Source organism: Acinetobacter sp. YH01021, from assembly GCF_013420255.1.
Taxonomy (GTDB): domain Bacteria; phylum Pseudomonadota; class Gammaproteobacteria; order Pseudomonadales; family Moraxellaceae; genus Acinetobacter.
This window is the reverse complement of record NZ_VOYO01000007.1, coordinates 75,767-89,439: the sequence shown is the minus strand read 5'-3', so window position 1 is coordinate 89,439 and position 13,673 is coordinate 75,767. Positions and strand designations below refer to the sequence as shown.

Sequence of the window (13,673 nt, the reverse complement as noted above, 5' to 3'; positions counted from 1 at the left end):
AACTTTCAAAAATAAATGATTAAGATTTTGATACATAAATCATTCAAGCTTGCACAAGCTTATTTAGGACAGTGTCAGGATGTCTGAATCCAATAAAATCGTAGTTTATGCAGCTCTATTTGGTAATCTGGCGATTGCGCTGGTTAAATTTGTTGCGTCCTATATAACCAATAGCTCTGCCATGTTCAGTGAAGCAATTCATTCCGTAGTAGATACCTTGAATGAAATTTTACTGTTATATGGCATGAAAAAATCAGAAAAACCTGCAAATGCCAAACATCCTTTTGGTTATGGGCGTGAACTGTATTTTTGGGCCTTTATTGTGGCACTGATGGTTTTTGCGTTGGGTGCGATTGTGTCCATCTATCAGGGGATACAGCATATTCTTCAGCCTGAAGTCATGCAGGATCCATTGATCAATTATATTGTGCTGGGTCTGGCGATTCTTTTTGAAGGGTTTTCATGGTCAGTGGCTTTAAAAACCTTTCGTAAACAAAAGGGAAATCTGGGATATTTTGAAGCATTTCGACACAGTAAAGATCCAACGACCTTTACCGTGTTATTTGAGGATACTGCCGCCCTGGTCGGCTTGGTGATTGCTCTGGTCGGTATCTTTCTGGCGCATCAACTGAATATTCCTGAATTGGACGGTGCCGCATCGATTTTAATTGGTATCGTGCTGGCGGTCTCCGCTTGGTTTCTGGCACGTGAAACCAAAGGTTTGTTACTGGGTGAAACGGCAGATCCAAAACTGCGTGAAGATGTATTGAACATTGCTCAACAGGATGCGGCAGTTTTTAGTGCTAATGGGGTATTGACTGAGCAGATGGGTGCTCAGCAAGTCATTGCATCATTGAGTCTGGAATTTAAAGATGATTTAACTTCTGATGAAATTGAAGCCTGTGTCAACCGGATCGAAGCGCAGATTAAACAGCTGCACCCGGAAATTATTGCTTTATTTGTGAAACCCCAAACCAAGGCCGTATGGCTGGAACGAACTCAAGGTCGTGTATAAAGATCTAAAAAACGCTTGAGGTTGGTATTTTGATCTCAACTTGCCTTTCTCGCACAATTGATGTGATGATACTGAGGTATGGCGAATTTCATCATAAAATCATCAATGGGCAGACATGCTTTTGTCAGCATGGGCTTATAAATATTGAGTATCATTTTGTATTTTTAGACAGAAGGGCGCGAGCGATATTTTTCTAGATAATCCAAGGCTTCAGCCAGCCATAAGGTCGATGAAATGCCATTTTTTTGCTAAAAATAACAAAAACATACATGATTTTCTGTGACGGATTTCATACTATGTTGTAGTGTGCCTGTTTTTAGTTTGTATGCTCATTAAAAGATGCACCGCTTGACCATTTCAAGAGGTTGTTGTCTTGCATATAGCGAATAATAAATAGTGGATGTTTATGCAAGATCTTCTCAAAACTAAAAAATTCCAGTTAATCACGGAATCCAGTTGGAAACATCTCTGGTCTAAGCCAGTGTTTGAGTATCTGCATTCAGATCATTTCGACGGAAAACAGTTTCGTAATCTTGAGCATGCATCTCTATCGCGCGGTCGCTTTGATTTATATAAATGGCTCATTACCCGAAAATCCAAGACCTGGAATGTCAATCTTGACGAAGAGCGTGCCGAGTTTTTTTCTCGTCCGCGCGCATTGCCACAGCAGCGTCCAGATGCAGCTCTGGATGACTGGCAAGTCTGGTTTATTGGTCACGCCACCACATTAATTCAGATCGGCCCCTATAACTTCCTGACCGACCCGGTCTGGGCTGAATATGCCAGTCCATCGGCTTCCACAGGGCCGCAACGGGTCATTCCGGCTGGCATTGCCTTGGATGAATTACCTCAGATTGATGCCGTACTGCTCAGCCATAACCATTATGATCATATGGATCTGGCTAGTCTGGAATGGCTGCACAACACTTTTGAGATGCCTATTTATACTGGTCTGGGTAATGCCTGGTATTTGCCAGAACATTATACCGTGCGTGAAATGGACTGGTGGGAAAATGCCTTTTTTGAAGAGATCCGGATTGTCTATACGCCGGCTCAACATGCATCAGGGCGCGGTATGCGCGATCAGAACTGCGCACTCTGGGGAGGCTTTTCTTTATTACATGGCAAGGAACATTGTTTCTTTGCCGGAGATAGTGGCTACGCCTCACATTTTAAAGAAATTCGTAAACGTCTGGGTGCACCGCGAATTGCCTTACTCCCGATAGGAGCGTATGAACCGCGTGAACTGATGCGCGCGATCCATATGAATCCGGAAGATGCCTTTCATGCCCATCATGACTTGCAGGCCAAATGTTCACTGGCGATTCATTACCGTACTTTTCAGCTCACGGATGAAGACCGGGATGCGCCGGAACATGAGTTGCATGAGATCATCAAGCATTCTTCCAAGTTGATTAATCCGTTTTATTGCATACGTGAAGGCAAACGAATTATTGTTTAAATATTTTACTCTGTTCCTGTTGGATGAGTTGAATGGCCACTACAGAAAGCATCAGCATGGCGGTATTCATCACCACAGGATTGAATGCTGCAGTAAGTTGCAACGGGGCTGTGAATGCAATCAGCAGTAGTAATCCAGCAAGTCCGATAATATTCAACCCATGCAAGAGTATGGACCGGTTCCATTTCAGAAAGCATAAGCCAAATAGCATTTCACATCCTCCGGAAAGTCCAACCAAGACTTTGGCCAGTGCCAGCTCAAAACCCATATTTTGCCAAATGCTAATTTCAGCGGGTGATTGGAACAGAATTTTTGGAATGAGTCCCTGATAGAGCCATAGTATGACCAAAGTCAGCTGGATAGTACGCAGTGGTTGTAGGAATACAGGTTTAGGATTCACGAACAGCTTCTTCCAGAAAATGACGTTTATTTTCGCTGGATGGAATCAGGCAATACTCGGTTTTGCCAAACAGCGTATAACGATTTAAAGCGACCACACGATACAGAAAATCCCGGATAAAACGCGGAACCAAATAACCTGCGCTCATTAAATTAAAGGGAAAACCGAGATGCTGCAGTACTTTCAGCAAGGCAGTCGATTCCGTATAGAGTGTGCCATCTTGAATGACGAGCATGGTGGTGTAATGTTCAGTGGACATCTGATAATGTTCGAGCAGTGCTGTACCTAAAGGCGATTGGGCGGAAACCAGTTTAAACTGTATCTTCTTATCGTATTGAATCACAAACCGTGCCCAGCCATTACAGACCACGCAAACAGCATCAAACACAATGATGTCGTGTTGTTGAATGATATCTTCAATATTCGGATGCATTGTTGTATTTCTTTTTGTGCTGACTTGCTTCTATAGTGCTTGATGCCGCAATAAAAAACCACCCGAAGGTGGTTTCTATACATGTCTAAACTGGCTTAGAGAAAGCTAGGCAAACCTTTGGCTGGATCGGTTTCACGTGCTGCTTGGGCATCTGCTACAGTCATGCCGAGTGCTTGTGCTACGCCTTCGCCGTAGGCTGGATCACAGCTATAACAGTTGCGGATGTGACGGTATTTGATGAAATCTAGTGCATCACCCATCGCTCCGGCCGTGTTATTAAACAGAGCCTGTTTCTGCTGGTCATTCATCAGGTTGAACAGGGCACGGGGTTGGCTGAAGTAATCATTGTCATCTTCACGGAAATCCCAGAAATCGGCATCACCGGTGATTTTCAATGGTGGCTCTCTGAATTCCGGCTGCTCCTGCCACTGGCTAAAACTGTTCGGCTCGTAATGTGGCAATGAACCATAGTTGCCATCCATGCGGCCTTGACCATCACGGCGGTTCGAATGTACAGGACAACGTGCAGCATTGACTGGAACCTGTGAATGATTCACGCCAACACGGTAACGCGCTGCGTCGGCATAGTTCACTAAACGTGCCTGTAACATACGGTCCGGTGAGTAGCTGATGCCCGGTACAAGATTACTTGGTGCAAAGGCTGCCTGTTCTACATCCTGGAAATAGTTTTCCGGATTGCGGTTCAGTTCGAATTCACCGACTTCAATCAGTGGATAATCGCCCTTTGGCCAGACTTTGGTCAGGTCAAATGGATGATAAGGCACTGTTTCGGCTTCCAGTTCTGGCATGACCTGAACGTACATTTTCCATTTTGGATAGTCACCACGTTCGATGGCATCAAACAGGTCGGTCTGGCTGCTTTCACGGTCTTTGGCGATCAAGTCTGCAGCTTCAGCATCGGTCAGGTTCTGGATGCCTTGCTGGGTACGCATATGGAATTTTACCCAGAAGCGTTCATTTTTGGCATTGATAAAACTGAAGGTGTGACTGCCAAAACCATGCATATGACGGTAACCGGTCGGAATCCCGCGGTCGGACATGACAATGGTCACTTGATGCAAAGCTTCAGGCAACAGTGTCCAGAAATCCCAGTTATTGGTGGCGCTGCGCTTGTTGGTTTTCGGGTCGCGTTTGACTGCTTTATTCAGGTCAGGGAACTTGCGCGCATCCCGCAGGAAAAACACCGGGGTGTTATTGCCGACCAGATCCCAGTTGCCTTCTTCAGTATAGAATTTTAAGGCAAAACCGCGAATATCGCGTTCCGCATCGGCCGCACCACGTTCACCCGCCACTGTTGAGAAACGGGCAAACATTTCGGTTTTTTTGCCGACTTCAGAGAAAATTTTAGCGCGGCTATATTGGGTAATATCATTGGTCACGGTAAAGATACCAAAAGCACCTGAACCTTTGGCATGCATACGACGCTCTGGAATCACTTCGCGGACAAAGTTGGCCAGTTTTTCATTCAGCCATAAATCCTGGGCAAGTAAAGGTCCACGCGCACCTGCCGTCATACTGTTCTGGTTGTCGACCACAGGGGCACCAGCTTCAGTGGTCAGGTGGGTGACAGGGCATTTTTTAAAATCTTGGCTCATCTTTCCTCTCCAAGTTTTGAATATCTTATGTCGTTTACCTAGTATTCATAAAATATTGAGATATATGCTAATCAGATCAGGTTTCGCTATATTTACAATATCTTTAAATAAAGGGTGTTACAGCACAAAACGGAATTCAGGGTATAATTGAGTGAGCTCACTCAAAAAATATTTTTAAATTTAATAAAGTTTAAAATGTTGAAAATTAAATGGTTACTCTTAAAAAGTAACGGGTTTTCCACTCTGTGACAATATCAAATTCTATATATTTTGAATAACTCGAATAATGAATGGGATTAAACGAAAATAACAATATCTAAGTCCATAATATGTTTTTATCAAAGGATAAAAATAATAAGTGAAAAGTATCATTTAAAATACAATTTTATAACTGATTTATTTTAAATGGTTTTTTAATTAAGTTTTGTTGGTCTGAAGAAACCCATAAAAATAATGAATGGAATAAGGGTGTTTTCTGGCTATAGCTCGCATTTTTGCATACAGAAAATCCTATCCAGATGGTCTTTATTTTTAAAAAAGCATTGGCAAATATGCTTGAAAATTAATCAGTCGGCCCTATAATTATCTCACTCCTTCCTCAAAATCACATAGAGAGTAAAATGGCCAAGAAAAAAACAGCCGAGCAGGTGGTGATCCACAATTTTGTGGCAAAACACATGCATGAAGTCAACAAAAGCCAGGTCTTTGTAGACCGAAAGAAAAATGCAAAACGTGGCTACAACAAGCACAGACAAGGGCGATATTCCATGGAAGATCGCCCTTTTTTAATGGCCGCTTAAGGTCTGTAAGGTGGCTGGGGACGACGTGGGGGCTGCTTAGGATTAGTTTTAACTGGAGAGAGCGGGGCGACAGGTCGGTTGTTACGAGTTTGCGAATATTGATTTGGATACCGGGATGATGTTGTCGATTCATCCGCGATTAAGTCATTAAAGAATTTATTGAGTTTGCTTTGCACTGGTGCTTTGTGGTGAGGGGAATGAGGCTGTGGTCTGGCCTGCTGAAAACTGGCAAATTGATCTTTTTGTTGGTGATAGAGTCTGGCAGCAATGACGGAGGGGTCATCTCTGCCTAAACGCCGCCGTTGCGATGCCGAAATTTCAATGCCCAATAATGGAGTCATTTTAGGCCGATCGGCATAGCTCATTGCTCGATTGCTGGCGGGGCGTATATAAGATGAACCGGAATTATGAGCTTCTTTGCGGGCAGCCAAGGCCGGTGCAAGAATGACCACATAGAACACCGCAACAATCATGAACAGGATGACCAGAAATTCCATAACCACCTCTACCACTGTCGAGGGACTGGAAAAAGTCCCGTATTAGGCACTCACCATACGTGATGCAGATTTCACCATATCCCCTAAACCATGGGTTCTGAAATAATATTCTAACCAGCTTTTTACCATGAGCGGATTGTCCATTTTTAACACATGTTGCAGCAATTCTTGTGCATCACTCATCGGAACATGACAAATGGTTTTACGTACCCGCAAAATATTACTGGAACTCATCGACAGGGTATTAAAGCCCATGGCCATGAGCAAAACTGCAGACAGCGGATCGCCCGCCATTTCACCGCAGATACTGACCGGTTTTTCATTACGATGACAGTCCTGCACCAGACGGGTCAGGGCACGCAGTACTGCAGGGTGTAAATGTGAATAGACATTGGCTACCCGTGGATTATTGCGATCCACAGCCAACAGATATTGGGTCAGATCGTTGGAGCCGACCGAGAAGAAATCCACCAGTTCGGAAAATTCATCAATCTGATGAAGCACACTCGGCACTTCCACCATGATGCCGAGTTTTGGTTTATTTACCTTGACCTGTTCTTCTTCTTGAATCGCCGCATGGTCACGTTCCAGCAGATAGAGCGCTTCCTCGACCTCGCTGACACTGGTCACCATCGGCAGCAGAATATGCAGGTTATTCAGTCCGATACTGGCTTTGAGCATGGCGCGAATCTGTGAAGAAAAAATTTCCGGATGATCCAGGGTAAAACGAATGCCACGCCAGCCGAGTGCCGAGTTTTCTTCTTCAATCGAGAAATACGGCAGGTCTTTGTCTGCACCAATGTCCAACGTTCGCATCACCACCGGTTTATTGGCAAAGTGACTGAGCTGCTGACGATAAATCGCACGTTGTTCTTCCTCGCCCGGGAAGCGGTCACGCAACATAAACGGAATTTCAGAACGGTATAAACCGACACCTTTGGCACCACGCTGCACGCCACGCACCACATCAATCATCAGGCCGGTGTTGACGTAGAGTTTGACCGCCACGCCATCCGGGGTAATCGCATCTTTGGTTTCGTACTGGCGCAGATCTTTAGCAAGCTGTTCTTCTTCTTTTTGAATTTCTTTATAGCGACTGCGCAGGCGACGTGGGGGATTAATAAAGACCCGGCCCTGATGTGCATCGACAATCATCTCTACATCATCGAGGGTGTTGATCGGCAGTTCGGTCACGCCGACCACGGTCGGAATACCAAGAGCACGCGCCACAATCACCATATGTGAGTTCATGGCGCCTTCGGTAGTGACAATCGCGGCAATTTTATCTACAGGTAGTTCAACCAGTGCAGCCGTCGAAATTTCCTCACCAATCAGAATACTTTCATCGGTCAATTCACGGTGACTGGCATCGGCTTCCTGTAAGCGCGCCAGAATACGGCGGCCCAGATCTTTTAAGTCCGCTACCCGCTCACGTAAATAATCATCTTCCATTTGGGAAAATTGTGCCACATGATTGTCAATAACAATTCGCACGGCGCCTTGTGCCCAGTGACCTTCACGAATAAAAGCCTTGATTTCTGCAGGCAGGGCATTTTCATCCAGCATACGCAAGAACACGCTAAACAGTGCGCGTTCCTCGGCCATTAACGCATCCTGCATTTTGTCATCCAGTGACTGGATTTCTTCACGGACTGAATTTAGCGCGTTATCTAAGAGCTGCAGTTCTTCGCTGATGTCATCTGCTTCACGGTCAGGGACTGCGGCAAGATCTGCTGGCGGATAGAGAATCACTGCACGACCTAAGGCAATGCCACCGGAGCCAGAAACTCCCTGAAAGGTTTTATAGGCGGGCAGGTTGCTCGGCTTACGGAATACATCGATATTGCCAACGGCATGGGCATGGGCGATGACGCCAGAAAGCTGCGCGCAGAGTGTGACCAGAAAGGATTCAGCAGCTTCAGAAAAGTCCTGTGATTCTTTATTCTGAACCACCAGTACACCCATGACCTTACGGCGGTACATCACCGGCACACCGAGGAAGGAGTTATAAATTTCCTCACCGGTTTCAGGTAAAAACAGGAAGCGCTCATGTTTAGGGGCATTGTCCAGATTGACAATTTCTTCACGTTGTCCAACCAGGCCCACCAGACCCTCACCGGTCTGCAAAGACACATGGCCGACAGATTCTGCATTCAGGCCTTTAGACGCCATGAGCAGATAACGCTGATTGCGTTCATCGAGGAGATAGATCGAGCAGACATCAACCTGCATGGCCTCGGCCACATGCTTGACCATAATGTCGAGTGATTCATGCAAACTGGTGGACGCATTGATCTCCTGAACAATACGTCTCAAGGTGTCCAGTTGCATATTCGACATAAGGTCTGCTCCGTCTATTCAGAATTTCAGTGATTAAGTTTATTTATAACAATAGCCGCGTAAAAAATCTGCATTATTTATGCGATTTTTTAAGGTTTTTGCTGGGGTAGTTGCTGACACAACTCCACCAGGGCTTTGCGGTAAACATCACGTTTGAAATTCACGACTTGACCGAGTGGGTACCAGTAACTGACCCATTGCCATTGATCAAATTCGGGCGGATCAGACAGATTCAACTGAATATGCTGAACGGGGGCCGTGAGTTTGAGTAAAAACCACTTTTGTTTTTGACCGATACAGACCGGATCAGAGTCCGTACGAATGTATCGATGCGGCAAACGATAGCGCAACCAGCCTTTGGTTTGCGCGACTATCTGGACGTGTTCGGGCAATAAGCCAACTTCTTCTCTCAGCTCACGATAGAGTGCCTGCTCAGGGGTTTCTCCATATTGGATCCCGCCTTGTGGAAATTGCCATGCATTATGACCAATGCGTTTTGCCCATAAAACCTGTCCAGCATCGTTTGCCAAAATGATCCCGACATTCGGTCGGAAACCTTCAGAGTCGATCATTTGGCTACCTAAAAATTGTTTAATTTATGCCTTTGCCATCGGGGAGCATTATTTCGTTATCCAACTCGAAAAAAGCAAAGTTTAAAAATGTTAAAATTGCTATGATCTTAACGAATTTCTATCGACTAGCGGAGATAGATTTACAATTTTTTTCTTAAATTTCAGTTTTAACGAGTATTTTCATGAAATTGGCGCTATTTGATCTCGATCACACCTTGTTAAACACGGATTCGGATCATTCTTGGGGAGAGTTTTTGGTCAGTGAGGGCCTGGTCGATCCAGTTCAGCATCGCGCCATGAATGACAAGTTCTATGACGATTATAAAAAAGGTCAGCTGGATCCTTATGCCTATAATGAATTTGTGTTCCAGTTTCTGACCAAACATGACAATCATTATTTGACTGAATTACATCAACTGTTCATGCAAAAAGTCATTCGTCCACAAATGCGTCCTGAAGGTTTTAAAGCCATTGAGCGCCACCGTGAAGCAGGGCATGCCTTAGTGGGGATTACCGCAACTTCAGACTTTATTACCGCACCCATTTTTCGTGAATTCGGAATTACTGAAATTATTGCCACCAATGCTGAAGTCATTGATGGGAAATATACTGGTAAAGTCATCAATACCGCATGCTATCAGCAAGGCAAGCTGGTGCGTCTGGAACAATGGCTGGAAGGCCGCGACGTAACCGAGTCTTGGGCTTATTCAGATTCTATTAATGACCGTTTCTTGCTGGAATATGCGGATCATGCGATTGCAGTCAATCCGGATGATCGCTTGGAAACTTTAGCCCAAGAACAGGGTTGGAAAATACAGGACTGGTCGATCTAATCACTCCGAACTCATTGATGTGATTATTAAGTACAACTTCGGTTGTGCTTTTTATTTGCCTCATTTGAATATTAATGTTTTTTCACAGTCCAGCTGAATCAGACATGCTATGCTCGAAAAACAGGACATGATAACAATAGTAGATTCTGAGGTATGAGATATGACTCACGTTCGACCACGTATGACACATCTGTTCCAACAGCTTGGCTTGGATGCCAGTGCAGAAGGTATTGAAACATTTATTCACGAGCATCAATTGCATAAAGATCTGACTTTACTGGATGCGCCGTATTGGTCAGAGGCACAACGTCAATTTTTAAGCGAGAAAATAGCCTCTGATGGCGAATGGGCGATTGTGGTAGATCAACTCAATGAATCCTTGCATGAAAATTCAACCAGTGAAGGATAAGATATAAAGCCAATCGTATGATTGGCTTTTTTAGACTATGACCTTACCTTTAGCGAATCCGTTTCCAGATCGTGACTTGTGACAGGGTATGTTGATACTTTCTGGCCGTTTCTCGAATCACAAAAGGCACATCTTGGGGTTCGGCCACCAATTCAAAGTGCTGGGTTAAAATGTTGGAAATACCAGCCAAAGTCGTGATCTTTTCCCCATCCTGCTGAAAACCGCCCAGCCATTCGCTACGCGCCGTATGTTCTTCCAGCCAGGTATAGGGCGAACTCAGCATTAAAATTCCACCTATATTGATACGTTTATGAATCTGCAATAAAAAGTCTTTCGGATGATGCAGCCGGTCAATCAGGTTCGCTGCCAGAATAAAATCATAGTCGCTAAAATGTGCTTTCAGGTTGCAGGCATCGGCCTGAAAAAATTCCGTTTTTGACGCAAACTGTTCCAAAGCGACATCTTCAAGTGAACAGCTTTTTTCTTCGCTTAATTCACCTTCTAGCGGCAGCTGATAACGTACCCTATTGCCTTGAGCCAAATAGACTGCCTGCTGGATAAAACGTGCTGAGAAGTCCAGACCGGTCACCTGATCAAAATAGTGTGCCAGTTCAAAGCTGGCGCGGCCGGTAGCACAGCCAATATCTAAGGCACGATGACATGGCACTTGCTGAAAATAGGGTTGTGCCAGATCGACCAGTGTTTTGGCAAAATTAGCGATACCAAAATATTCGGGGCCGTACTGGAATTCCAGATATTGGGAGACCAGCTGGTCGCTTTCATAGTTCGAAGGGAAATGTTGCAGTGCCTGATCAGAGGCGACGTAGCGAAAACCAGCGTGCTGAAAGAAATGCCGTCTGAAGGCGTAGCGGGAACTATATAAAGCTTCATTGCCCGCCGAAATCCAGGAGCCACCTTTCATCAGGTTATGGCGACCGTCAAAGGTTGGTGTACTGAAATCATCATAAAGCGGATGCACCTGAAAACCCTGAAATGGATAGATCGGAGTTTCAGTCCACTGCCAGACATTGCCCTGAATATCATAAAAATCGCCCTGCTTGAAATGATCGACCGGACAGGAGCTGGTGCCGTATTTCAACTCGATATTGGCCTGTTCAGGGCTCGGTAAATCTGAATCCAGATCGGAAACTGCATACAGGCGATACCATTCATCTTCAGTCGGCAAGCGAATGGTTTTTCCCAGCAGTTGGGATTTCCACTGACAAAAGGCCTTGGCTTCATGATAATTCACTTCTACCGGCCAGTCCCAAGGCATCGGCACTTCTTCTAGCATCAATCGCAGTGACCAGCCTAATTCAGTTTTGCGCCAGAAACAGGGATGAGCAGCTTGTGAAAATTGCAGCCAGCCTAGACCTTCTTCACTCCAGTAGTGTTCGGTCTGATAGCCATCAGCTTCGACAAAGGCCAGAAATTCCTGATTCGATAACAGATATTTGGAGGCTGCAAAAGCTGCAACCTCGGCTTCATGCCGGCCGTATTCATTGTCCCAGCCATAAAATGGATGGTTAAAATCTTTCTGTAAATGCACTTTGCCTTCCGGCACATCCAGCAAAATATTATCCGGGGCCATGCCGGTAATAATATTGGCACGCCATTGCGGATGCTGGCGTACATGTTCCAAAGCATGCTGGCGGATCAGCACAGAAGAAGTTTCCAGATGGATCCGTTCATGTTCGATGCCCATGATGATGGTCCACCAAGGGTTTTGCCAGTTTAAGGGTAGAGTTAGCGGAGCATGTTCAAGGATGTTCAGGATCAGGGCGCGTACCTGATGCCGATAATCACGGACTTCCTGCACACTGGGCCAGTCATAGTGCACTTCATCCAGGTCATCCCAGCTCATCTCGTCTACACCGATCGCGAAGATACTTTCAAAATGCGGATTTACGCGTTCGCTAATTAGCTTGCTGAGCAGCAGTTTATTGACAAAAAAAGTGGCGGTATGGGCAAAATAAAAAATTAGCGGATGACGTAAAGTAATCGGCTTGATGAAAAATGCATCTTCATGTTTGAGGCATTCAAACAGTTGTTCATAGGTGTCAAAGGTGTTCAGGAAATATTCGCGCAGGCAGTGCCGGGCAGTCTGTTCATCGGCAAAATCAAGTACCGGCGTGGGCAGCAGCATCGGTTTGGCCGAAAGCCACAGGCTGCTTGTATTGGTTTTATCTTGAGAGTGGGATTTTAAGGGAGAATCGAGCTGCATCCGTCAGGCTCCATCGAATAGTTTTAAGCATTCCTCTGCACTGCAAAAGAATGGAATTGTCTTAAAAATACTCGAAAGATATCGCCAGATGGGGTGTATTTAGGTAACAAAATGCTGCACCGTTTTGGATGCAGCATGTTCAGGAACGGCTTAAATAGACAGCGAGGCACCCTGCATGAGCTGAACCAGAGCCTGAGCTGCTTTGGACTGAGTACGACCGGGATGCCAGACCATGCCCAAACGACGGTTCATTTCCAGATTAATATCCAGCTGGTGCAGGTCATGATTGACCAAAGTTTTTGGCAGTACCGACCAGCCTAAGCCAATCGATACCAGCATCCGGATCGATTCCAGCGGATTGTTACTCATACTGACTTTCGGTTTGATGCCCTGTTTCTCAAATTCGGCCAAAGTAATTTGCGAGGTATAGGTCTGTGATGAGGGCAACAGGCTTGGATAGTCGAGCAAATCTTCCAGACACAGATTTTTTTGCTGCGCCAGCGGATGAAACGGTGCCACCACAAAGACTAGAGGATCATTCCAAATAGTCACATAATTCAGACGCGCATCACCCCGTGGCGGCAAGGTTAAAAATGCCAGTTCCAGATCGCCGGCAATCACTTGTTCATGCGCCTGCTCGGAATCGACAAAATGCACATCCAGAGTCACGTCAGGATATTCCTGAACATAACGGCGCAAATGACTCGGCAGATGATGCAGGCCAATATGATGACTGGTACCAATTTTTAGTTTGCCCTGTACCTGACCCTGTTCATGGCTCAAGGTATAATGAATATCACCGAGTTCATTCAGCCAGTTTTTCACTTTAGGTAACAGAGAGTGCGCCGCGTGGGTGGCCTGTACACCACGTCCGGCAGATTCAAACAGCTTGACCCCAAAGTATTCTTCCAGACTGTGAATACGTTTGGTGACAGCAGGCTGGGTAATGAAGAGCTGATCTGCGGCCAGAGAAATCGAACCGGTTTCCATGACTTTTACGAAGGCTTCAAAGGCTGCGAGATTCATCTTAACCACCTATAAAGAATTTTTATGTGTAAATATATTATTGTTA

General features: G+C 45.3%; 13 protein-coding genes. 5 read left to right on the top strand and 8 right to left on the bottom strand.

Annotation, left to right across the window (positions count from 1 at the left end; translation table 11 throughout):
- The first annotated feature begins 79 nt into the window (after positions 1–79).
- Positions 80–1,015, top strand: a complete 936-nt coding sequence (locus FTT86_RS07475) for a cation diffusion facilitator family transporter (protein WP_005261714.1) — start codon at positions 80–82, stop codon at positions 1,013–1,015.
- A 406-nt stretch (positions 1,016–1,421) separates the two neighbouring features.
- Positions 1,422–2,477, top strand: coding sequence for an MBL fold metallo-hydrolase (locus FTT86_RS07470; protein WP_085064260.1), 1,056 nt, complete (start codon positions 1,422–1,424; stop codon positions 2,475–2,477).
- On the opposite strand, the gene FTT86_RS07465 is transcribed toward FTT86_RS07470, so the two are convergent.
- The 3 genes from FTT86_RS07465 to FTT86_RS07455 all read right to left on the bottom strand — a co-directional run bounded on the left by FTT86_RS07465 (position 2,467) and on the right by FTT86_RS07455 (position 4,926).
- On the bottom strand, positions 2,467–2,877 hold the full coding sequence (locus FTT86_RS07465; protein WP_071850443.1) for a DoxX-like family protein: 411 nt from the start codon (positions 2,875–2,877) through the stop codon (positions 2,467–2,469). The two genes, FTT86_RS07470 and FTT86_RS07465, sit on opposite strands and share 11 nt — an antisense overlap.
- Positions 2,867–3,310: a thiol-disulfide oxidoreductase DCC family protein gene (locus FTT86_RS07460; protein ID WP_180180918.1), complete on the bottom strand. Its 444-nt coding sequence runs from the start codon at positions 3,308–3,310 to the stop codon at positions 2,867–2,869. The genes FTT86_RS07465 and FTT86_RS07460 overlap by 11 nt, the downstream gene beginning before the upstream one ends.
- Before the next feature lie 95 nt (positions 3,311–3,405).
- Positions 3,406–4,926: a catalase gene (locus FTT86_RS07455; protein WP_180180917.1), complete on the bottom strand. Its 1,521-nt coding sequence runs from the start codon at positions 4,924–4,926 to the stop codon at positions 3,406–3,408.
- A gap of 620 nt (positions 4,927–5,546) precedes the next feature.
- Here FTT86_RS07455 and FTT86_RS07450 point away from each other — a divergent pair.
- On the top strand, positions 5,547–5,726 hold the full coding sequence (locus tag FTT86_RS07450; RefSeq protein WP_004729442.1) for a hypothetical protein: 180 nt from the start codon (positions 5,547–5,549) through the stop codon (positions 5,724–5,726).
- Here the strand turns inward: FTT86_RS07450 and FTT86_RS07445 are convergent.
- The 3 genes from FTT86_RS07445 to FTT86_RS07435 all read right to left on the bottom strand — a co-directional run bounded on the left by FTT86_RS07445 (position 5,723) and on the right by FTT86_RS07435 (position 9,135).
- The gene (locus FTT86_RS07445) at positions 5,723–6,223 is read right to left on the bottom strand and encodes a hypothetical protein (protein WP_005245903.1); all 501 of its coding nucleotides are present in this window, start codon (positions 6,221–6,223) and stop codon (positions 5,723–5,725) included. The genes FTT86_RS07450 and FTT86_RS07445 overlap by 4 nt on opposite strands.
- 42 nt (positions 6,224–6,265) lie before the next feature.
- A complete protein-coding gene (ptsP, locus tag FTT86_RS07440; protein WP_005250601.1) occupies positions 6,266–8,563 on the bottom strand; it encodes a phosphoenolpyruvate--protein phosphotransferase in 2,298 nt (765 codons plus the stop codon).
- Positions 8,564–8,652: 89 nt separating this feature from the next.
- Positions 8,653–9,135: an RNA pyrophosphohydrolase gene (locus FTT86_RS07435; protein ID WP_004278502.1), complete on the bottom strand. Its 483-nt coding sequence runs from the start codon at positions 9,133–9,135 to the stop codon at positions 8,653–8,655.
- Between the two features lie 182 nt (positions 9,136–9,317).
- Here FTT86_RS07435 and FTT86_RS07430 point away from each other — a divergent pair, with 182 nt between their 5' ends.
- Together FTT86_RS07430 and FTT86_RS07425 are read left to right on the top strand one after the other, a co-directional pair.
- A complete protein-coding gene (locus FTT86_RS07430) occupies positions 9,318–9,968 on the top strand; it encodes an HAD family phosphatase (RefSeq protein WP_005250603.1) in 651 nt (216 codons plus the stop codon).
- A gap of 160 nt (positions 9,969–10,128) precedes the next feature.
- On the top strand, positions 10,129–10,377 hold the full coding sequence (locus tag FTT86_RS07425; protein ID WP_004278500.1) for a DUF2789 family protein: 249 nt from the start codon (positions 10,129–10,131) through the stop codon (positions 10,375–10,377).
- A 49-nt stretch (positions 10,378–10,426) separates the two neighbouring features.
- Here FTT86_RS07425 and ovoA read toward each other — a convergent pair whose 3' ends face one another.
- Complete coding sequence (gene ovoA / locus FTT86_RS07420; protein ID WP_180180916.1) at positions 10,427–12,601, bottom strand: 5-histidylcysteine sulfoxide synthase; 2,175 nt, start codon at positions 12,599–12,601, stop codon at positions 10,427–10,429.
- 150 nt (positions 12,602–12,751) lie between these two features.
- Positions 12,752–13,627, bottom strand: a complete 876-nt coding sequence (locus FTT86_RS07415; protein ID WP_004278498.1) for a LysR family transcriptional regulator — start codon at positions 13,625–13,627, stop codon at positions 12,752–12,754.
- Positions 13,628–13,673: the final 46 nt, after the last annotated feature.

Excerpts from the sequence above, each read along its gene's own strand:
- FTT86_RS07460 (WP_180180918.1), bottom strand. The coding sequence starts at position 3,310 with ATGCATCCGAATATTGAAGATATCATTCAACAACACGACATCATTGTG.
- FTT86_RS07435 (WP_004278502.1), bottom strand. The coding sequence starts at position 9,135 with ATGATCGACTCTGAAGGTTTCCGACCGAATGTCGGGATCATTTTGGCA.
- FTT86_RS07475 (WP_005261714.1), top strand. The coding sequence starts at position 80 with ATGTCTGAATCCAATAAAATCGTAGTTTATGCAGCTCTATTTGGTAAT.
- FTT86_RS07425 (WP_004278500.1), top strand. The coding sequence starts at position 10,129 with ATGACTCACGTTCGACCACGTATGACACATCTGTTCCAACAGCTTGGC.
- FTT86_RS07470 (WP_085064260.1), top strand. The coding sequence starts at position 1,422 with ATGCAAGATCTTCTCAAAACTAAAAAATTCCAGTTAATCACGGAATCC.
- FTT86_RS07445 (WP_005245903.1), bottom strand. The coding sequence starts at position 6,223 with ATGGAATTTCTGGTCATCCTGTTCATGATTGTTGCGGTGTTCTATGTG.
- ptsP (WP_005250601.1), bottom strand. The coding sequence starts at position 8,563 with ATGTCGAATATGCAACTGGACACCTTGAGACGTATTGTTCAGGAGATC.
- FTT86_RS07455 (WP_180180917.1), bottom strand. The coding sequence starts at position 4,926 with ATGAGCCAAGATTTTAAAAAATGCCCTGTCACCCACCTGACCACTGAA.
- FTT86_RS07450 (WP_004729442.1), top strand. The coding sequence starts at position 5,547 with ATGGCCAAGAAAAAAACAGCCGAGCAGGTGGTGATCCACAATTTTGTG.
- ovoA (WP_180180916.1), bottom strand. The coding sequence starts at position 12,601 with ATGCAGCTCGATTCTCCCTTAAAATCCCACTCTCAAGATAAAACCAAT.
- FTT86_RS07430 (WP_005250603.1), top strand. The coding sequence starts at position 9,318 with ATGAAATTGGCGCTATTTGATCTCGATCACACCTTGTTAAACACGGAT.
- FTT86_RS07415 (WP_004278498.1), bottom strand. The coding sequence starts at position 13,627 with ATGAATCTCGCAGCCTTTGAAGCCTTCGTAAAAGTCATGGAAACCGGT.